Origin of the sequence: Streptomyces sediminimaris, assembly GCF_047049295.1 — a bacterium.
In the GTDB taxonomy this organism is placed as follows: domain Bacteria; phylum Actinomycetota; class Actinomycetes; order Streptomycetales; family Streptomycetaceae; genus Streptomyces; species Streptomyces sediminimaris.
In genome coordinates, this window is record NZ_JBJWOT010000001.1 from 2,276,693 (window position 1) to 2,295,482 (window position 18,790).

Sequence of the window (18,790 nt, forward strand, 5' to 3'; positions counted from 1 at the left end):
GCGTCATTGCCCACAGCGCTTACGGCTCATGCCCCGTGGTCATGCATCCGAAACCAGCAAGTAACGGCTACTTATGCGGCCCAGCGCATATGCGCAGCCTTCTTCATCCTACGGCCGTTCCGAACAGGCCGCCCAGGGCGTACGTCACACCGGCCGCCGCGCCACCCAGAACGAGCTGCCGGAGTCCGCTGTACCACCAGCTGCGCGCCGTCACCCTGGCCACCACCGCTCCGCAGGCGAACAGCCCGAAGAGCGCGAGCAGCACGGCCGGCCAGAGCGCGGACGCCCCGAGCAGGTACGGCAGCAGCGGCAGCAGGGCGCCCAGCGCGAAGGAACCGAACGACGACACGGCGGCGACCAGGGGGGAGGGCAGGTCGCCGGGGTCGATGCCGAGTTCCTCGCGGGCGTGTATCTCCAGCGCCTGCTCGGGGTCCTTCGACAGCTGCCGGGCCACCTCCCGGGCCAGCTCGGGCTCGACCCCGCGGGCCTCGTAGAGCGCCGCGAGCTCGGCCTCCTCGTCCTTGGGGTGCTTGCGCAGCTCCCTGCGCTCCACGTCCAGCTCGGCCTCGACGAGCTCACGCTGCGAGGCCACGGACGTGTACTCACCGGCGGCCATCGAGAAGGCGCCGGCGGCCAGCCCCGCGAGCCCGGCCAGCACGACCCCCTGCCGGCCGACGGCGCCACCGGCGACACCCGTCATCAGGGCGAGGTTGGAGACCAGGCCGTCCATCGCGCCGAAGACGGCGGGGCGCAGCCAGCCGCCGTTCACGTCCCGGTGCGTGTGGTTGTCGCGGTGCGCTTCGTGCAGCGCGGCTTCGGTCTCGATGATGGCCACGGGTCTCCCCCAGGGAAGCTAAGGCAAAGCTAACTTTGGACGCTGTCTATCTTTCGACAACGCACAAGGTACGCCGCGCATTCCACCCCCGCCAGCAAGGAGAGGCTCGGCTAACCTGCGGTTTCGCCCACGACCGCTCATTCGCGGCATGCCCCGGGCGGACCCGGGGCGACCCCGCACCGGGCCGTCGCGCCGCCCGTCATCCGGCTGCCCGGCCGCGCCGGCCGCGCCGTGGGAGGCCGCCCCGTCCGCCCCGCGGTCAGCGTGTGACGGCATCGTCGGTGCCCGCCTGCGTGACGACGCGCCGCCGGGCACCGGGCGGTGTGCCCGGCGCCCGGCGGCGCGTACTACGGCGGTCAGCTCTTGTTGGCCGACTCGGCCCCGTCCTTCGTTTCGGCCTTGACACCCGCGTCCCCGGCCTCGAGGCCCGCGTCCTCAGTCCCGGGGTTCGCCCTCTCCGTGGTCCCGGGGTCCGCCTTCCCCGTCCTGACGCCCGCTTTCCCAGCCCTGGCGTCCGGCTTCCCGGCCCTGGCGTCCGCGACCTTCCCGGTGGCCTCGTCCTCGGCCGCGCCGTCGCCCTCGGTCTCGCCGTCGCCCTCGGAATCGCCGTCGACGGCACCCGGTTCGACCACGGCCTCCCGGCCCGGCCGCATCCTCGACGACACCACCATGTACGTCACCGCGAGCAGGAACACGATCAGCGCGGTCCAGTCGTTCAGGCGCAGGCCCAGGAAGTGGTGGGCGTCGTCGACGCGCATGTACTCGATCCACGCCCGGCCCACGCAGTAGGCGGCGACGTAGAGCGCGAAGGCCCGCCCGTGCCCCAGCTTGAAACGCCGGTCGGCCCAGATGACCAGGAAGGCGACGCCGACGCACCACAGGGACTCGTAGAGGAACGTCGGGTGGTAGTAACCGGGCACGCGGCCGTCCGTCGAGGACGTGATGTGCAGTGCCCAGGGGACGTCGGTCTTCCTGCCGTACAGCTCCTGGTTGAACCAGTTGCCCCAGCGGCCGATCGCCTGCGCCAGGACGATGCCGGGCGCCACGGCGTCGGCGTACGCGGGCATCGGGACGCCGCGGCGGCGGCAGGCGATCCAGGCGCCCAGGCCGCCGAGGGCGATCGCGCCCCAGATGCCGAGCCCGCCCTGCCACACCTTGAAGGCGTCCACCCAGTCACGGCCCTGGCTGAAGTACAGCTCGTAGTCCGTGATGACATGGTAGAGCCGGCCGCCGACGAGGCCGAAGGGCACCGCCCAGACGGCGATGTCGGCCACCGTGCCGGCCCGCCCGCCGCGGGCGATCCAGCGCTTGTTGCCGAGCCAGACCGCGACGAAGACGCCGATGATGATGCAGAACGCGTAGCCGCGCAGCGGGATGGGGCCGAGGTACAGCACCCCGCGCGACGGGCTCGGAATGTAGGCAAGTTCTTCCATGGCAAGGTCGACGCTACCGTGCCCGGCGGGCCGGACGGCAGGCGCACCGGCTACGGCTCCATAACGGGCGGGCGTGAATCTCTTACCCCTTGTTCGCCTGCCGCACCAGTTGCTTCAGCTTCGCCGGGGTCATCGTCTGGTCCTGGTAGATGTTCTTGCCGTCCAGCAGGACCGTCGGCGTCCCGCTGAAGCGGGCGGCCTTGAAGGCGGCGTTCGACTTGTCGACCCAGCTGTCGTGCTTGCCGTTGTCGACGCACGAGCGGAAGGCGGCCGTGTCGAGGCCCTTCACCTTGCCCGCCAGATCGATGAGCCTGCCGTTGTCGCCGAAGGCGTCGTCGGTCTCCTTCGGCTGGTTCGCGTACAGGACGTCGTGGTAGGCGCGGAACTTTCCGGCGTCCTGGGCGCACGCGGCGGCGTTGCCCGCGCGCAGCGAGCCGGTCCCGCCGAGGTTCCCGTCGATCAGCCGGACCAGGTGGTACTCGATCCTCATCTGCCCGGAGTCGGTCAGCTGGTGGAGCGTCGGGCGGTACGCCGTCTCGAAGGCCATGCACGCCGGGCAGCGGAAGTCCTCCCAGATCGTGAGCGTCGGCCTGGCGCCGTCCTTGCCCACCGGGATCGCGAGGCTGTCCTTGCCCTGCGCCCCTGAGGGTGCCACGGCCGGGCCCGCGGCCTTCTGCTTGTCCTTGCCCGCGTTCGCGGCGACCACGCCGATCACCGCGGCGAGGCCCAGGACGCCGACGACGCTCGCGCCCACGATCAGCGTCCGCCGTCGCCTGTCCGCGGCCTTCTGCTTCTCGCGCTCGACCGCCAGCCGCTCCCGGGCGGTGCGCTTTCCCTCACGGTTCTTCTCGCTCACACCCCCAGAACGAACCGGGGAGGCGCAGCGCGCCTCCCCGGTGCCAGATCCACTCGTAAGGGGGATCTCCGGGACATTCGGATGCCCGGCTACACCTGTCCGCGCACGCCCTTGGCGAGGTCACCGGCGAGCGAGCGGACGGCCTCCACGCCGGCCGCGTGGTCCGGAGCCTCCAGCATCCGCTTGACGAAGGCCGAACCGACGATGACGCCGTCGGCGAAGCCGGCCACCTCGGCGGCCTGCTCGGCGCTGGACACGCCGAGCCCCACGCAGACGGGCAGGCCGGTGCCGGTGGCCCGGGTGCGCTCGACCAGGTCCTGCGCCTGGGCGCCGACCGACTCACGGGTGCCCGTGACGCCCATCAGCGAGGCGGCGTAGACGAAGCCGCTGCCCGCGGCGGTGATCCGGGCGAGCCGCTCGTCCTTGCTGCTGGGCGCGACCACGAAGACCGTGGCGAGCCCGTGCTTCTCCGCGTGCTCCCGCCACAGCGCCGACTCCTGCACCGGCAGGTCGGGCAGGATGCAGCCCGCGCCGCCCGCCGCGGCGAGCTCGGCGGTGAAGCGCTCGACGCCGTAGCGGTCGATGGGGTTCCAGTACGTCATGACCAGGATCGGCTTCCCGGTGGCCGCGTGGGCCTCCTTGACCGTGCGCATGACGTGCGCGATCTTGACGCCGCCGCGCAGGGCGATGTCGTCGGCGGTCTGGATGACGGGGCCGTCGAGGACCGGGTCGCTGTGCGGCAGGCCGACCTCGACGACGTCCGCTCCGCCGTCCAGGACCGCCTTGACCGCCTCGATGCCGCCGTCCACGGTCGGGAAGCCTGCCGGGAGGTAGGCGATCAGCGCGGAGCGGTTCTCGGCCCTGGCGGCGGCGAGGGTGTCCGTCAACAGCTGGATGTTGCCGCTCACTTGGCGTCCCCCTCGATCTCGGCGGTGTCGGCCTCGTCGGCGGCGACCTCCGCGTCGGTGTCGTACAGGCCGAAGTAGCGGGCGGCCGTGTCCATGTCCTTGTCGCCGCGGCCGGAGAGATTGACGACGATCAGGCCGTCCTTGCCCAGCTCCCTGCCGACGTCGAGGGCGCCCGCGAGGGCGTGCGCGCTCTCGATCGCCGGGATGATGCCCTCGGTGCGCGAGAGCAGCCGCAGGGCCTGCATCGCCGCGTCGTCGGTGACCGCGCGGTACTCGCCGCGGCCGCTGTCCTTGAGGTAGGAGTGCTCCGGGCCGATGCCCGGGTAGTCCAGCCCGGCCGAGATGGAGTACGGCTCGGTGATCTGGCCCTCCTCGTCCTGCAGGACGTAGGAGCGGGAGCCGTGCAGGATGCCGGGCTCGCCCGCGGTCAGCGTGGCCGCGTGCTCGCCCGTCTCGACGCCGTGCCCGGCCGGTTCGCAGCCGATCAGGCGGACGGAGGTGTCGGGGATGAAGGTGTGGAAGAGGCCGATGGCGTTGGAGCCGCCGCCCACGCAGGCGACGGCGGCGTCCGGGAGACGTCCGGCGCGCTGAAGAAGCTGGCGCCTGGCCTCCACGCCGATGACCCGGTGGAAGTCCCGGACCATGGCCGGGAAGGGGTGCGGGCCCGCGACCGTACCGAAGAGGTAGTGGGTGTGGTCGACGTTGGCGACCCAGTCGCGGAATGCCTCGTTGATGGCGTCCTTGAGCGTCCGGCTGCCGGACTTCACGGCGACGACCTCGGCCCCGAGCATGCGCATGCGGGCCACGTTCAGGGCCTGGCGCCGGGTGTCGATCTCGCCCATGTAGATCGTGCAGTCGAGGCCGAACAGCGCGCAGGCCGTGGCGGTCGCGACACCGTGCTGGCCGGCGCCGGTCTCGGCGATGACGCGGGTCTTGCCCATGCGCTTGGTGAGCAGGGCCTGGCCGAGGACGTTGTTGATCTTGTGGGAGCCGGTGTGGTTGAGGTCCTCCCGCTTCAGGAAGACCCGTGCCCCGCCGGCGTGCTCGGCGAACCGGGGCACCTCGGTCAGGGCGCTGGGCCGGCCGGTGTAGTTGACCAGCAGGTCGTCGAGCTCGCGGGCGAACTCGGGGTCGTGCTTGGCCTTGTCGTACTCGACGGCCACCTCGTCCACGGCGGCGACGAGGGCCTCCGGGATGAACGTGCCGCCGAAGGCGCCGAAGTAGCCGTCGGCGGTGGGGACCTGACCGTCCGGGTCGGGGATGAAGAAGTCGCTGGGCATGCGGAAACCTCACGGTGAGTTGGGAAGGAACCGAATCGCCGTGGGGGCGGGGCTTGTTCGACGGCCACCGGCCGTCCGTGTCACATCGCGCCCGTATCGGGCACGGTCCCGCGCCCCTGGAGGGCGCGCTGCCATCGGCGGCCGTTCACCTGCCCGGGTTCGTCACCGATGACGTACCGCACGCGACGGCCGTGCACCCTGCGGGCCGGCGCGCGGCAGCCCCGGGGGCGGCAGCCGCGCGCGAGGCGGGCGTACCGGTCCAGGGTCGTCGCAGTGGGAGTCATCGGCGCCAACTCTACCGGGTGATCAACCGCGCCCGTGCCGGAGCGCGGGATGCTCCCCCGCCGCCACCAGATCCGACACCGCCGTCTTCGGGTCCTTCCCCGTCACCAGGGACTCGCCGACGAGGACCGCGTCGGCGCCGGCGTTGGCGTACGCGATGAGGTCGTGCGGACCGCGGACGCCGGACTCGGCGACCCGGACGACGTGCGCCGGGATCTCGGGAGCGACGCGCTCGAACGTGCCCCGGTCGACCTCGAGGGTCCTGAGGTTGCGCGCGTTGACGCCGATCACCTTCGCGCCCGCGTCGACGGCGCGCTCGACCTCGTCCTCGTCGTGGACCTCGACGAGCGGGGTGAGCCCGATGGACTCCGCCCGCTCGATCAGCGACTCCAGGGCCGACTGCTCCAGGGCGGCGACGATGAGCAGCGCGAGGTCGGCGCCGTGGGCCCGGGCCTCCCACAGCTGGTACGAGGTGACGATGAAGTCCTTGCGCAGCACCGGGACGTCGACCCGGGCCCGTACCGCCTCCAGGTCGGCCAGCGAGCCGCCGAAGCGGCGCTGCTCGGTCAGCACGGAGATGACGGCGGCGCCGCCCGCCTCGTAGTCGGCGGCCAGGCCCGCCGGGTCGGCGATCGCGGCCAGCGCGCCCTTGGAGGGGCTGGAGCGCTTGACCTCGCAGATGACCTTGACGCCGTCGCCGCGCAGCGCGGCCAGTCCGTCCTTGGCCGAGGGAGCCTTCGCCGCGCGCTCCTTGAGCTCGTCGAGGCTGACGCGCGCCTGCCGCTCCGCGAGGTCGGCACGGACTCCGTCGATGATCTCGTCGAGCACACTCACGCGAGAGGCCCCCTTTCAGACGGTTGACTGTTCAAAAGGTTGACCCGGGGGAAAGCCGATGGTCACTGCGATGGTATCCGCAGCAGGGCGAAGGCCTCGCATCCGGTTGACGCCGGTCCCACTACCTGGGCATATGCCGGTCGATCAAGGGTGAAGCCAGCCACCGAACGGCAGGTTCCGGACAACCGTGAAGACCAGCATCAACGCCCCCGCGGTCCACAGATGGACCGGCCCGACGTCGAGCCGCAGCGGCCGGCCGCGGACCGCGCGCACCACCCATACGGTCCACAGCACGGCGAAACCCAGATAGCCGACGACCGCGGGGGCGTTGTCCTGCAGGGCCGCGAGGAAGTCGCCGTGGATGAAGGAGTACGCGCTGCGCAGACCGCCGCAGCCGGGGCCGTAGAGGCCGGTGAACCCGAACAGCGGGCAGACCGGGTAGTGGCCGGGCCGGTACGGGTTCACGGCCGCCACGTAGGCGAAGGCTCCGGCGACGGCCGCGAGCAGTCCGGCGGGGACGGCGAGCCGGGACACCACCGTCGGTTCGGCGGGGGCCGGCATCGGGAACTGACTCTCGGCGTTCACGTCCTGCATTGTCCCCCGGCGAACCGCCACGCGCGCGCGTGAGGGGCGATCCGGTGCCGGATCGCCCCTCACGCGCGCGTGCCGTGCGCGGTCAGCTCTTCGTCGAGCTCGCGGCGGCCTGGTTGCGCGCCAGCGCGTCCTGGAAGTCCTTTTCCATGTCCTTCGGCTGGCCCATGCCCATCGCGCTCATGATCCAGCCGACGACGCCGCCCACGACGACGATGCCCATGCCGGCCCAGAAGCCCACGGGCTGAGCCATCACCATGAAGGCACCCGCGACGCAGAAACCGACGAAGGCGATCATGACACCGGTCCAGGCGGCCGGAGTGTGACCGTGGCTGCTGCCCGCCATTGCTTGCTCCTCATTGCTGTTTTCGTGTCTGAGCCGGACGCTCACAGGTCATTGTCCCGCACGCGCGCGGGGGCGCCGCCGGGGGGTGGTCCTCCCGCCCGCGGCACCGGCGGCGGGCCGGACTCGGCCCCGGCCCCGCGCCGAGCGGCTTGAGCGCCCGCGGCGGACCCGACCCGCCCGCACCGAGCGGCTACGCGCCGGTGGGGTCCTCGCCCCGGTCCAGCGCCTTCCAGATGTCCTCGGGGCGATCGGGGTCGACGGCCACGGCCCGGCGGCGGGACTTCGGCGCGCCGGCGCGCTCGTAGCGGCCGGACATCGCGGGCCACTGGCGGCCGTAGCGCAGGGCGAGCAGTCCGGCCACGAGGAGCAGGGCCCCGCCCGCTGCCGCGACGTACGGCCAGGCGGTGTGGGTGAGGGCGCCGACGGTGGCCGAGGTGTCGCCGGCGGCCCGCGCGGCCTTCTCGTCGAGGGCGGAGCTGTCGGACACGCCGAGCAGGGCCGCGGCGACGGTGCCCGCGCCGGAGAGCGCGAGCAGGGCGGAGACCAGCAGGCGGCCTGTCCTGCGGACGGCGAAGACGGCGACGAGCGCGGCGAGGCCCACTATGGCGAGCGCCGCGGGGACGCCCGTGACGTCGCTGCCCTTGGCGGTCAGGGAGAAGGCGCCGCCGGCCACCGTCGTGGTGCCCTCCGACCAGCGCTGCCGGGTGGAGAGCAGGGCCACGGCGGCGCCGAGCGCACCGCACAGCAGGGCAACGGCGAGACTCCGGCGGCCGGCCCGGGCGGGTCCGTCGGCTTCGGAACGGGGGGGAGGAACGGCAGTCACGTACTCCACTATCACCCGGACCCCGGCCCGGCCGTCACCCGGGGTTCACGTGAGAAGCGCCCCATCGCGCGGGAGGCGCCCCCTCATCCGCCCAGCCGGTTCGCCGTGTGGACCGCGCGCAGGAGTGCCGCGGCCTTGTTGCGGCACTCCTGGTCCTCGGCGACCGGGTCGGAGTCGGCGACGATGCCGGCGCCCGCCTGGACGTACGCCGTGCCGCCGCGCAGCAGGGCCGTGCGGATGGCGATGGCGGTGTCGGAGTCGCCCGCGAAGTCGAGGTAACCGACGCAGCCGCCGTACAGCCCCCGGCGGGACGGCTCGAGCTCGTCGATGATCTGCATCGCGCGGGGCTTGGGGGCACCGGAGAGGGTGCCGGCCGGGAAGCAGGCCGTCAGGACGTCGAAGGCGCTGCGGCCCCCGGCGACCCTGCCTGTGACCGTGGAGACGATGTGCATCACGTGCGAGTACCGCTCGACGGACATGAAGTCGACGACCTCGACCGAACCGGGCTCGCACACCCGCCCCAGGTCGTTGCGGCCGAGGTCGACCAGCATCAGGTGCTCGGCGCGCTCCTTGGGGTCGGCGAGCAGTTCCTCGGCGAGCGCCTGGTCCTCCTGCGGCGTCGCGCCGCGCGGCCGGGTGCCGGCGATGGGGTGCACCATGGCCTGCCCGTCCTCGACCTTCACCAGGGCTTCCGGGCTGGATCCCACGACGTCGAAGCCGTCGAAGCGGAACAGGTACATGTACGGCGAGGGGTTCGTGGTGCGCAGCACCCGGTAGACGTCCAGCGCGCTCGCCGTGCACGGCGTCTCGAAGCGCTGCGAGGGGACGACCTGGAAGGCCTCGCCGGCGCGGATGCGCTCCTTGACGTCCTCGACGGCCGTCCGGAAGTCGGGGCCGCCCCACCGGGCCGTGTACTCCGGGAGCTCGGAGGGCGGGAGGACGGCGGGCGGCTGGGCGACCGCGCGCGTGAGGTCCGCCTCCATGGCGTCGAGGCGGGCCACGGCGTCGGCGTGGGCCTCGTCGACGCCCGTGTCGAGGTCGTTGTGGTTGATCGCGTTGGCGATCAGCAGGACCGAGCCCTCCCAGTGGTCCATCACGGCGAGGTCGCTGGTCAGGAGCATGGTCAGCTCGGGCAGCGCGAGATCGTCCCGCTCACCGGGGCCGATCTTCTCCAGGCGGCGCACGATGTCGTAGCCGAGATAGCCGACCATGCCGCCGGTGAAGGGCGGCAGGTCCTCCTGGTGCGGGGTGTGCAGGGCCTCGATGGTGGCGCGCAGGGCCTCGAGCGGGTCGCCGTCGGTGGGGACGCCGGCGGGCGGGGCGCCGAGCCAGTGCGCCTGGCCGTCGCGCGCGGTGAGGACGGCGGCGGAGCGCACGCCCACGAAGGAGTAGCGAGACCACTGAAACGCCGTGCGGCCGTTCTCCGCGGACTCCAGCAGGAAGGTGCCGGGGCGCTCGGCGGCGAGCTTGCGGTAGAGCGCGACCGGGGTGTCGCCGTCGGCGAGGAGCTTGCGGGTGACCGGGATGACACGGCGGTCGGTGGCCAGCTTGCGGAACGTCTCGAGGTCCATGGCGGCCGACCCTACTGATCCGCGCCGGGCGCGCCGGAATCGGCGTCCTTGAGCAGCACGTCGGCCTCGAAGCAGGCACGCGCGCCGGTGTGGCAGGCGGCGCCGACCTGGTCGACCTTGACCAGCACGGTGTCCGCGTCGCAGTCCAGCGCGACGGACTTCACCCACTGGAAGTGGCCGGAGGTCTCGCCCTTGACCCAGTACTCCCGGCGGCTGCGCGACCAGTAGGTGCAGCGGCCTGTGGTCAGGGTGCGGTGCAGCGCCTCGTCGTCCATCCAGCCGAGCATGAGCACCTCACCGGTGTCGTACTGCTGGGCGATGGCGGGCACGAGCCCGTCGGCACTGCGCTTCAGACGCGCGGCGATCTCCGGGTCGAGGCTGCTGACTGGGGGATTGCTGGTCATGAGTGCCATTGTGCCGCGCGGCACCGACAGCCATGGCGCCGTGTCCACCGACTGGGAAGGGGCGGCGCGGGCCTTCCGGCGGGCAACGGTGCCGGGCTACGGGTGGGCCGGACCCGGAGCGTGGTCGTAGGCTGACTGCATGTCGACTTTCGCCAAGCGTGAACGACTTCTCCTGGCCGACCTGTTGGAGGCGGAGGGCCCGGACGCCCCGACCCTCTGCGAGGGCTGGCTGACCCGTGACCTCGCCGCGCACGTGGTGGTGCGCGAGCGCCGCCCCGATGCCGCAGGCGGCATCCTGATCAAGCAGCTCGCGCCACGCCTGGAGCGGGTGATGGCGGAGTTCGCCGCGAAGCCGTACGGGGAGCTGATCCAGCTCATCCGCACCGGCCCGCCGCGCTTCTCGCCGTTCCAGCTCAAGCAGGTCGACGAGATGTCGAACACGGTGGAGTTCTACGTCCACACCGAGGACGTGCGCCGCGCCCGGCCCGACTGGACGCCGCGCGAACTCGACGCGGTCTTCCAGGACGCCCTGTGGTCCCGCCTCGAACGCTCGGCCCGCCTGATGGGCCGCGGCGCCCCCACGGGCCTCGTCCTGCGCCGCCCGGACGGCCAGACCGCGGTGGCCCACCGCGGCACCCCCGTGGTCACGGTCACCGGCGAGCCCTCGGAACTCCTGCTGTTCTCCTACGGCCGCCAGAACGCCGCCGACGTGGAACTGGACGGTGACAAGGAAGCGGTCACCAAGCTCCACGAGGCCAAGCAGCTGGGGATCTAGAAGGCTCACCAAGATCTTCATGAGCCTCTGGTGCCGAGGCCCGGGGCTCCCCGGGTTCAGCGGGGCAGTTCGGCCCGGCGCAGGGCGGGCACGCACAGGGCGACCGCGCCGCCGAGGCCGCACACCGCCGCGCTGACCACGAAGACCGGGCCGGTGCCCCAGACGCCGATCGCGGTGGCGGACAGGGGCATGCTGAGCGGGGTGAGACCCAGGCTGACCAGGCTGGAGACGGCGGTCACCCGGCCGAGGTAGGCCGGATCGGCCTGAGTCTGCAGCAGCGCCCCGCACAGGGCACCGCTCAGCCCGGTGAGCAGGCCGATCAGCAGGGCCGTGCCGACGGCGAGGGCGACGGTCGGCGCGTACGCGAGGGCGCCGACCGCGACCGAACCGGCCAGGATCGACCAGCCGGCGGCCTGCCCCGCGTGCGGCAGCCGCCCCTGCACGGTCAGCAGCAGCGAGGCGGCACCCGCGCCGACGCCGAAGCCCGCGAGCACCCAGCCCATTCCGGACGCGCCCCAGCCGCGCGTGTCGCAGAGCAGGGTCAGGCCGACGTTGAGCGGTCCGACGAAGCCGAGGTCGCCGAGGGCTATGGCCAGCATCAGCGGGGCGAGCACCCGGTGGCGGCGGACGTAGCGCAGGCCGGCCACGAGGTCGCCCCGGGCGGTGGGGCTCCGTGCGCCGGCGGTGTCGTCCGGCGGCAGCTCCCGCATCCGCACGCAGACCAGCAGCGGCACCGACGCGGCGATCAGCAGCCCCGCGAGCCCGAACGCGGCCGCGGCCCCGCCCAGCGCCACGCCGAGCCCGCCGAGCGGGCCGCCGACCACGCTCGCGAACCGGATCGCAAGCCCTCGCATGCCCTGCACGCGCGCGAGCTGGTCACGGTGCGTCACGCGCGCGGGCAGCGCGCCGACGGCCGGCAGGAAGACGGCGTCGACGATGCCGAAGACCAGGGCGAGCAGCGCCAGCGGCCACAGGCCGGGGCCGGTGAGGAACAGCAGCGCGGCCACCGAGAGAACGGCCGCGCAGCGCACGGTGTCACTGCCGATCACCACGCGCCGCGGCCCCAGCCGGTCGGCGATCACCCCGCCGCCCAGCATCAGCACCGCACGCGGCAGCGCGCTCGCCGTCATCACCAGCCCCGCCTGCGAGGCCGTGCCGGCCTGTACGGCGGCCCAGGACAGCGCGATGTAGTAGACGCTGTCGCCGACCATCGAGAAGGTGAAGGCGGCCAGCCAGCGCAGGACGTTGGCGTCGCGGTGGGCGACGGGCCCGGCGGCGACCGCGGCGGTGCCGTCGAGTGCCGCCTCAGACGCGGAACGGGAAGCCATACGTGTGCACCGCGACATGCTCGCGGCCCTCGGTGTCGCCCGCCTCGACGGCGGCACGTCCGCGCTCCTCGTACCGGCGCACGAGGTCGTACATCTCCTTGGACAGCTCGGCCAGTTCGCCCGGGGTGAGCCGCAGCAGCCACTCGGCGGATTCGGAGGCCGTCGTCCACGCGTCGCTCCAGTGCGCGCGCTCGTCGAGGTAGCGCCGGAACATGTCGGCGCGCTGCTCGAAGAAGAGCCGGCTGGCCGCCGTGTGTGCGGCGGCCTTCTCCGGGGCGTCCCTGAAGTCCTCGTCGCGGATGCTCACCCCTTCCGAGGCGGGCTGCCACCACCGCTCGCGGCCGTCCTCGCCCGGCGACGCGGCCGCCTCGATCAGCCCGTGCTCGGCCAGCTTGCGCAGGTGGTAACTGACCAGCGAGACGGCCTCGTCGACCTGCTCGGCGAGCTGGGAGGCGGTCGCCGTCCGCGCGATGGTCAGGAGCCGGTACAGCTGCGCGCGCAGCGGGTGGGCGAGGGCCTTGAGGGTGCCGACGTCCTTGATGCGGCGGTCTCTGTGCGTCTCGGGCATGCCACCGACGGTAGATGCGAAGGAAAAATTGCGCAATTGATTTTGCGCAATTTCTCTTGTGCGTCTGCCGATGAGCGAGCCCCGGCCACCCGGCGGCCGGGGCTCGCAGCGTGTGCAGGTCTCCCTGTTCCTGGACCCGCGGGTCTACGCGCCTCCGCGGGACGTCACCGCACGGAGTGTCCCGCCTCCCGCAGGGCCTCCTTCACCTCTCCGATGCGCAGGTCGCCGAAGTGGAAGACCGAGGCCGCCAGTACCGCGTCCGCGCCCGCCGCGATCGCGGGGGCGAAGTGGGCGAGCTTTCCCGCGCCGCCGGAGGCGATCACCGGGACCGTGACGTGCTTGCGGACCGCCGCGATCATCTCCAGGTCGTAGCCGTCCTTCGTGCCGTCCGCGTCCATGGAGTTCAGCAGGATCTCGCCGGCGCCGAGCTCGGCGGCGCGGTGGGCCCACTCCACGGCGTCGATGCCGGTGCCCTCGCGGCCGCCGTGGGTCGTCACCTCGAAGGCGCCCTCGGGGGTGCGGCGGGCGTCCACCGAGAGGACCAGCACCTGGCGGCCGAAGCGTTCGGCGATCTCGCGGATGAGGTCCGGGCGCGCGATGGCCGCCGTGTTGACGCCCACCTTGTCCGCGCCCGCCCGCAGCAGCTTGTCCACGTCCTCGGCGGTGCGCACGCCGCCGCCGACGGTGAGCGGGATGAACACCTGCTCCGCGGTGCGGCGCACCACGTCGTACGTCGTCTCGCGGTTGCCCGAGGAGGCGGTGATGTCCAGGAAGGTCAGCTCGTCGGCGCCCTCGGCGTCGTACACCGTGGCCATCTCGACGGGATCGCCCGCGTCGCGCAGGTTGCGGAAGTTCACCCCCTTGACGACCCGGCCGTTGTCCACGTCCAGGCAGGGGATGACTCGTACGGCCAGGGTCATGCGGGTACTCCGTGTTCTCCGCCGGGGCGGTAGGCCTCCACCTCGACCTCGACGACCAGGCTGGGGTCCACGAAACCGGAGACGATGATCATCGACGCGGCGGGGCGTACGGCGTCGAACAGCTCCTTGTGGGCCCGCCCGACGTCTTCCACGTCCCGGGCATGCGTGATGTACATGCGCGTGCGCACCACGTCGTCACGGCCGAGCCCCAGCCGCCCGAGCGCCGCCAGCGCGACGTTGAAGGCGTTGACCGCCTGCTCGTACGGACCGCCCCCGGCGATCTCGCCGTCCACTATGGACGTGCAGCCGGCCACCAGCACCAGGCCGTTCGGCAGCTCGACCGCACGGGAGTAGCCGAACGCCTCCTCCCAGGGCGTACCGGTCGTCACCCGTCGCAGATCGCTCACTGGGCTACCGCCTCCAATGCCTCTTCCAGGGTGAACGCCTTCGCGTACAGGGCCTTCCCGACGATGGAGCCCTCGACACCGAGGGGTACCAGTTCGGCGATGGCGCGCAGGTCGTCCAGGGACGACACGCCGCCGGAGGCCACCACCGGGCGGTCGGTCGCCGCGCACACGTTGCGCAGCAGTTCCAGGTTGGGGCCCTGCAGGGTGCCGTCCTTGGCGATGTCGGTGACGACGTACCGGGCGCAGCCCTCCTTGTCGAGGCGGGCCAGCGTCTCGTAGAGGTCGCCGCCGTCGCGGGTCCAGCCGCGGCCGCGCAGGGTCGTGCCGCGCACGTCCAGGCCCACCGCGATCCGGTCGCCGTGCCCGGCGATGACCTCGGCGACCCACTCCGGGCTCTCCAGGGCGGCCGTGCCCAGGTTCACCCGGGTGCAGCCGGTGGCGAGGGCGGCCGCCAGCGAGGCGTCGTCGCGGATGCCGCCGGACAGCTCCACCTTGATGTCCATGGCCCCGGCGACCTCGGCGATCAGCTCCCGGTTGTCGCCGGTGCCGAACGCGGCGTCCAGGTCGACCAGGTGCAGCCACTCGGCCCCCGAGCGCTGCCAGGCGAGGGCGGCCTCCAGCGGGGAGCCGTAGGAGGTCTCCGTGCCGGACTCGCCGTGCACGAGCCGGACGGCCTGGCCGTCGCGGACGTCGACGGCCGGGAGGAGTTCGAGCTTGCTCACAGTGTTCCGATCCAGTTGGTGAGGAGCTGGGCTCCGGCGTCGCCGGACTTCTCGGGGTGGAACTGCGTGGCCCACAGCGGGCCGTTCTCCACGGCCGCCACGAAGGGCTTGCCGTGCGTCGACCAGGTCACCCTGGGGGCGTGCATCGCCGCGTTGTGCGTCTGAAGGGACCAGTCGTGGACGGCGTAGGAGTGCACGAAGTAGAAGCGCGCGTCCGCGTCCAGGCCGGCGAACAGTTCGGTGCCGGCCGGCGCCTCGACGGTGTTCCAGCCCATGTGGGGCACGACCTCGGCCTGCAGCGGCTCGACCGAGCCGGGCCACTCGTCGAGGCCCTCGGTCTCCACGCCGTGCTCGATGCCGCGCGCGAAGAGGATCTGCATGCCGACGCAGATGCCCATGACGGGGCGGCCGCCGGACAGCCGGCGGTCGACCACCCAGTCGCCGCGCGCCTCCTTCAGGCCGCGCATGCAGGCGGCGAAGGCGCCGACGCCCGGCACCAGCAGACCGTCGGCGTTCATGGCCGTGTCGAAGTCCCGCGTCGTCTCGACGTCCGCGCCCGCGCGGACGAGGGCGCGCTCCGCCGAGCGGATGTTGCCGAAGCCGTAGTCGAAGACGACGACCTTCTTCCGGGCGCTCAATTCCACACCTCCAGCCGCATCACACCGGCGACCAGGCACATCGCGGCACCGATCGACAGCAGCACGATCAGCTGCTTGGGCATGCCCTGCTTGACGAAGGAGATGATGCCGCCGACCAGGAAGAGGCCGACGACGATCAGGAGGGTCGACAGGCCGTTCACAGCGCGCCCTTCGTGGACGGGAGGATGCCGGCGGCGCGCGGGTCGCGCTCGCTCGCGTACCGCAGCGCCCGCGCCAGCGCTTTGAACTGGCACTCCACGATGTGGTGCGCGTTGCGCCCGTACGGCACGTGCACGTGCAGGGCGATCTGCGCCTGGGCGACGAAGGACTCCAGGATGTGCCGGGTCATCGTGGTGTCGTACGCGCCGATCATCGGCGCCATGTTCTCGGGCTCGGTGTGCACGAGGTAGGGGCGGCCGGAGAGGTCGACGGTGACCTGGGCGAGGGACTCGTCCAGGGGGACCGTGCAGTTGCCGAAGCGGTAGATCCCCACCTTGTCGCCGAGCGCCTGCCTGAAGGCGGCACCGAGCGCGAGGGCGGTGTCCTCGATGGTGTGGTGGGAGTCGATGTGCAGGTCGCCCTCGGTCTTCACGGTGAGGTCGAACAGGCCGTGCCGGCCGAGCTGGTCGAGCATGTGGTCGTAGAAGCCGACCCCTGTCGACACGTCGACCTTGCCGGCGCCGTCGAGATCGATCTCGACGAGCACCGAGGTCTCCTTGGTGACTCGCTCCACGCGTCCCACGCGGCTCATGAACTCTGCTCCTTCTTCATTGCACGGACCGCGTCGAGGAACGCGTCGTTCTCCTGGGGGGTTCCGGCGGACACCCGCAGCCACCCCGGAATGCCGTTGTCGCGGACCAGCACACCCTGGTCGAGGATCCGCTGCCAGGCCGCGTGGGAGTCGTCGAACCGCCCGAACTGCACGAAGTTGGCGTCGGACTCGACCACCTCGTAGCCGGTCGCGCGCAGCTCGCTCACCAGCCGGTCCCGCTCCGACTTCAGCTGCTCGACGTACTTCAGCAGCGTGCCGGTGTGCTCCAGGGCGGCCAGCGCGGTCGCCTGGGTGACCGCCGAGAGGTGGTACGGCAGCCGTACCAGCTGGACGGCGTCGACGACCGCCGGGTGCGCGGCGAGGTAGCCCAGGCGCAGGCCGGCCGCGCCGAAGGCCTTCGACATCGTCCGGGAGACGACCAGGTGCGGCCGGCCCTCGATCAGCGGCAGCAGTGAGTCGCCGTGGCTGAACTCGACGTACGCCTCGTCCACGATCACCATCGACGGCTTGGCCGCCTGCGCGGCCTCGTACAGCGCGAGGACCGTCTCGCGCGGCACCGCGTTGCCGGTGGGGTTGTTGGGGGTCGTGATGAAGACGACGTCCGGCTTGTTCGCGGCGATCGACTTCTCGGCCGCCGGGAGGTCGATGGTGAAGTCCTCGTTCCGCGGGCCGGAGATCCAGCCGGTGCCGGTGCCGCGCGCGATGAGCGCGTGCATCGAGTACGACGGCTCGAAGCCGATCGCCGTGCGGCCCGGTCCGCCGAAGGTCTGCAGCAGCTGCTGGATGACCTCGTTGGAGCCGTTGGCCGCCCAGACGTTGGCGAGGCCCACCGCGTGGCCGGAGGTGTGCGTCAGGTACTCGGCGAGCCGCGTGCGCAGCTCCACCGCGTCCCGGTCCGGGTAGCGGTTGAGGTCGCGGGCGGCGGCGCGGACGCGCTCGGCGATCCGCTCGATGAGCGGCTCGGGCAGCGGGTAGGGGTTCTCGTTCGTGTTCAGCCGTACGGGTACGTCCAGCTGGGGCGCGCCGTAGGGGGACTTGCCGCGCAGCTCGTCCCGTACGGGCAGATCGTCGATTCCGGGGTTCACTTGCTCGTCGGCACCTTCCACCCGAACCTCGCCTTGACCGCCGCGCCGTGCGCCGGCAGGTCCTCGGCCTCCGCCAGCGTGACCACGTGGTGCGCGACCTCGGCCAGCGCGTCCCTGGTGTAGTCGACGATGTGGATGCCGCGCAGGAAGGACTGCACGGACAGGCCGGAGGAGTGGCAGGCGCAACCGCCGGTCGGCAGCACGTGGTTGGAGCCGGCCGCGTAGTCGCCGAGCGAGACCGGCGCCCAGGGGCCGACGAAGATCGCGCCCGCGTTCCGCACCCGGTCGGCGACCGCGGTGGCGTCGGCGGTCTGGATCTCCAGGTGCTCGGCGCCGTAGGCGTCGACCACCCTGAGTCCCTCGTCGACGCCGTCGACCAGGACGATCGCGGACTGCCGGCCCGCGAGCGCCGGGCGGATCCGGTCCTCGATGTGCCTGGTGGCCGCGACCTGCGGCTCCAGCTCCTTCTCGACCGCGTCCGCGAGCGCGACGGAATCGGTGACCAGGACGGCGGCGGCCAGCGGGTCGTGCTCGGCCTGGCTGATCAGGTCGGAGGCGACGTGCACCGGGTCGGCCGTGTCGTCCGCGAGGATCGCGATCTCGGTCGGGCCGGCCTCGGCGTCGATGCCGATCCTGCCGGTGAAGTAGCGCTTGGCGGCGGCGACCCAGATGTTGCCGGGGCCGGTGACCATGTCGGCGGGCGGGCAGGACTCCGTGCCGTACGCGAACATCGCGACGGCGGTCGCGCCGCCGGCGGCGTACACCTCGTCGACGCCGAGCAGCGCGCAGGCGGCGAGGACGGTCGGGTGCGGCAGGCCACCGAACTCGGCCTGCGCCGGGGAGGCCAGGGCGATCGACGGGACGCCGGCCTCCTGGGCGGGCACCACGTTCATGACCACGGAGGACGGGTAGACCGACCGGCCGCCGGGGGCGTACAGCCCGACCCGGTCCACGGGCACCCACTTCTCGGTCACGGAGCCGCCGGGCACGACCTGGGTCGTGTGGGTCGTACGGCGCTGCTCGCGGTGGACGTGGCGGGCGCGCCGTGCGGACTCCTCCAGGGCCGCGCGCACCGCCGGGTCGAGCTCGTCGAGTGCCCTGGCGAGCGCCTCGGCGGGCACCCGCACCCGGTCGAGCCGGACACCGTCGAACTTCTCCGCGAAGTCGATCAGCGCCGCGTCGCCCCGATGATGCACGGCCTCGCAGAGCGGACGCACCTTCTCCAGGGCGGCCGAGACGTCGAAGTCGGCTCGGGGCAGCAGGTCGCGCAGGGCGGGGCCCTCGGGGAGGGCGTCGCCGCGCAGATCGATTCGGGAGATCACGTACCCAATTCTCTCAGACCCGGGCCGGGCGCCGTCCGCGCGTATCAATGGCTGATACAGAATGCGCGGGCACCCCGGAAGATCACCTTC

23 protein-coding genes are annotated in these 18,790 nt (G+C 72.5%); 1 reads left to right on the forward strand and 22 read right to left on the reverse strand.

Features of this window, described 5'->3' with window-relative positions; translation table 11 throughout:
* Positions 1-103: 103 nt before the first annotated feature.
* The 12 genes from ACJ9NR_RS10745 to hisI all read right to left on the reverse strand — a co-directional run bounded on the left by ACJ9NR_RS10745 (position 104) and on the right by hisI (position 10,163).
* Positions 104-835, reverse strand: a complete 732-nt coding sequence (locus ACJ9NR_RS10745) for a VIT1/CCC1 transporter family protein (protein WP_412487293.1) — start codon at positions 833-835, stop codon at positions 104-106.
* Between the two features lie 356 nt (positions 836-1,191).
* Positions 1,192-2,268: a prolipoprotein diacylglyceryl transferase gene (lgt, locus tag ACJ9NR_RS10750; RefSeq protein WP_412487294.1), complete on the reverse strand. Its 1,077-nt coding sequence runs from the start codon at positions 2,266-2,268 to the stop codon at positions 1,192-1,194.
* Between the two features lie 82 nt (positions 2,269-2,350).
* On the reverse strand, positions 2,351-3,124 hold the full coding sequence (locus ACJ9NR_RS10755; RefSeq protein ID WP_412487295.1) for a DsbA family protein: 774 nt from the start codon (positions 3,122-3,124) through the stop codon (positions 2,351-2,353).
* A gap of 89 nt (positions 3,125-3,213) precedes the next feature.
* Complete coding sequence (trpA, locus tag ACJ9NR_RS10760) at positions 3,214-4,032, reverse strand: tryptophan synthase subunit alpha (protein ID WP_412487296.1); 819 nt, start codon at positions 4,030-4,032, stop codon at positions 3,214-3,216.
* Complete coding sequence (gene trpB / locus ACJ9NR_RS10765; RefSeq protein ID WP_412487297.1) at positions 4,029-5,312, reverse strand: tryptophan synthase subunit beta; 1,284 nt, start codon at positions 5,310-5,312, stop codon at positions 4,029-4,031. The genes trpA and trpB overlap by 4 nt, the downstream gene beginning before the upstream one ends.
* An 80-nt stretch (positions 5,313-5,392) precedes the next feature.
* Positions 5,393-5,596 carry a tryptophan biosynthesis modulator TrpM gene (gene trpM, locus ACJ9NR_RS10770; RefSeq protein ID WP_412487298.1) on the reverse strand — a complete coding sequence of 68 codons (204 nt, stop codon included), beginning with the start codon at positions 5,594-5,596 and terminating at the stop codon, positions 5,393-5,395.
* Positions 5,597-5,618: 22 nt separating this feature from the next.
* The gene (gene trpC / locus ACJ9NR_RS10775) at positions 5,619-6,428 is read right to left on the reverse strand and encodes an indole-3-glycerol phosphate synthase TrpC (RefSeq protein ID WP_412487299.1); all 810 of its coding nucleotides are present in this window, start codon (positions 6,426-6,428) and stop codon (positions 5,619-5,621) included.
* A gap of 144 nt (positions 6,429-6,572) precedes the next feature.
* Positions 6,573-7,022 carry a DUF2752 domain-containing protein gene (locus ACJ9NR_RS10780; protein WP_412487300.1) on the reverse strand — a complete coding sequence of 150 codons (450 nt, stop codon included), beginning with the start codon at positions 7,020-7,022 and terminating at the stop codon, positions 6,573-6,575.
* A gap of 82 nt (positions 7,023-7,104) precedes the next feature.
* Positions 7,105-7,365 (reverse strand): HGxxPAAW family protein, encoded by a 261-nt coding sequence (locus tag ACJ9NR_RS10785; protein WP_412487301.1) that lies wholly within the window; start codon positions 7,363-7,365, stop codon positions 7,105-7,107.
* Between the two features lie 190 nt (positions 7,366-7,555).
* Complete coding sequence (locus ACJ9NR_RS10790) at positions 7,556-8,197, reverse strand: TIGR02234 family membrane protein (RefSeq protein ID WP_412487302.1); 642 nt, start codon at positions 8,195-8,197, stop codon at positions 7,556-7,558.
* Between the two features lie 74 nt (positions 8,198-8,271).
* Positions 8,272-9,759 (reverse strand): anthranilate synthase component I, encoded by a 1,488-nt coding sequence (locus ACJ9NR_RS10795; RefSeq protein WP_412487303.1) that lies wholly within the window; start codon positions 9,757-9,759, stop codon positions 8,272-8,274.
* 11 nt (positions 9,760-9,770) lie between these two features.
* The gene (hisI, locus tag ACJ9NR_RS10800) at positions 9,771-10,163 is read right to left on the reverse strand and encodes a phosphoribosyl-AMP cyclohydrolase (RefSeq protein WP_412487304.1); all 393 of its coding nucleotides are present in this window, start codon (positions 10,161-10,163) and stop codon (positions 9,771-9,773) included.
* Positions 10,164-10,302: 139 nt separating this feature from the next.
* Between hisI and ACJ9NR_RS10805 the strand changes: the two genes are divergently transcribed.
* Positions 10,303-10,938 (forward strand): TIGR03085 family metal-binding protein, encoded by a 636-nt coding sequence (locus tag ACJ9NR_RS10805; protein ID WP_412487305.1) that lies wholly within the window; start codon positions 10,303-10,305, stop codon positions 10,936-10,938.
* A 56-nt stretch (positions 10,939-10,994) separates the two neighbouring features.
* Here ACJ9NR_RS10805 and ACJ9NR_RS10810 read toward each other — a convergent pair whose 3' ends face one another.
* The 10 genes from ACJ9NR_RS10810 to hisD all read right to left on the reverse strand — a co-directional run bounded on the left by ACJ9NR_RS10810 (position 10,995) and on the right by hisD (position 18,700).
* Positions 10,995-12,266, reverse strand: a complete 1,272-nt coding sequence (locus tag ACJ9NR_RS10810; RefSeq protein ID WP_412487306.1) for an MFS transporter — start codon at positions 12,264-12,266, stop codon at positions 10,995-10,997.
* Entirely contained in the window at positions 12,244-12,834 is a 591-nt protein-coding gene (locus ACJ9NR_RS10815) for an ArsR/SmtB family transcription factor (RefSeq protein ID WP_412487307.1), read from the reverse strand. The genes ACJ9NR_RS10810 and ACJ9NR_RS10815 overlap by 23 nt, the downstream gene beginning before the upstream one ends.
* A 164-nt stretch (positions 12,835-12,998) precedes the next feature.
* Positions 12,999-13,754 (reverse strand): imidazole glycerol phosphate synthase subunit HisF, encoded by a 756-nt coding sequence (gene hisF, locus ACJ9NR_RS10820; RefSeq protein ID WP_412487308.1) that lies wholly within the window; start codon positions 13,752-13,754, stop codon positions 12,999-13,001.
* Positions 13,751-14,161: a RidA family protein gene (locus tag ACJ9NR_RS10825; RefSeq protein WP_412487309.1), complete on the reverse strand. Its 411-nt coding sequence runs from the start codon at positions 14,159-14,161 to the stop codon at positions 13,751-13,753. Before ACJ9NR_RS10825 ends, hisF begins: the two co-directional genes overlap by 4 nt.
* Positions 14,158-14,883, reverse strand: a complete 726-nt coding sequence (gene priA / locus ACJ9NR_RS10830) for a bifunctional 1-(5-phosphoribosyl)-5-((5-phosphoribosylamino)methylideneamino)imidazole-4-carboxamide isomerase/phosphoribosylanthranilate isomerase PriA (RefSeq protein ID WP_412487310.1) — start codon at positions 14,881-14,883, stop codon at positions 14,158-14,160. The genes ACJ9NR_RS10825 and priA overlap by 4 nt, the downstream gene beginning before the upstream one ends.
* Positions 14,880-15,527 carry an imidazole glycerol phosphate synthase subunit HisH gene (gene hisH / locus ACJ9NR_RS10835; protein ID WP_412487311.1) on the reverse strand — a complete coding sequence of 216 codons (648 nt, stop codon included), beginning with the start codon at positions 15,525-15,527 and terminating at the stop codon, positions 14,880-14,882. The genes priA and hisH overlap by 4 nt, the downstream gene beginning before the upstream one ends.
* The gene (locus ACJ9NR_RS10840) at positions 15,518-15,682 is read right to left on the reverse strand and encodes a hypothetical protein (protein ID WP_412487312.1); all 165 of its coding nucleotides are present in this window, start codon (positions 15,680-15,682) and stop codon (positions 15,518-15,520) included. The genes hisH and ACJ9NR_RS10840 overlap by 10 nt, the downstream gene beginning before the upstream one ends.
* The gene (hisB, locus tag ACJ9NR_RS10845) at positions 15,679-16,272 is read right to left on the reverse strand and encodes an imidazoleglycerol-phosphate dehydratase HisB (RefSeq protein WP_412487313.1); all 594 of its coding nucleotides are present in this window, start codon (positions 16,270-16,272) and stop codon (positions 15,679-15,681) included. The genes ACJ9NR_RS10840 and hisB overlap by 4 nt, the downstream gene beginning before the upstream one ends.
* The gene (locus ACJ9NR_RS10850; RefSeq protein ID WP_412487314.1) at positions 16,269-17,378 is read right to left on the reverse strand and encodes a histidinol-phosphate transaminase; all 1,110 of its coding nucleotides are present in this window, start codon (positions 17,376-17,378) and stop codon (positions 16,269-16,271) included. The genes hisB and ACJ9NR_RS10850 overlap by 4 nt, the downstream gene beginning before the upstream one ends.
* Positions 17,375-18,700: a histidinol dehydrogenase gene (hisD, locus tag ACJ9NR_RS10855; protein ID WP_412487315.1), complete on the reverse strand. Its 1,326-nt coding sequence runs from the start codon at positions 18,698-18,700 to the stop codon at positions 17,375-17,377. Before hisD ends, ACJ9NR_RS10850 begins: the two co-directional genes overlap by 4 nt.
* Between the last annotated feature and the right edge of the window lie 90 nt (positions 18,701-18,790).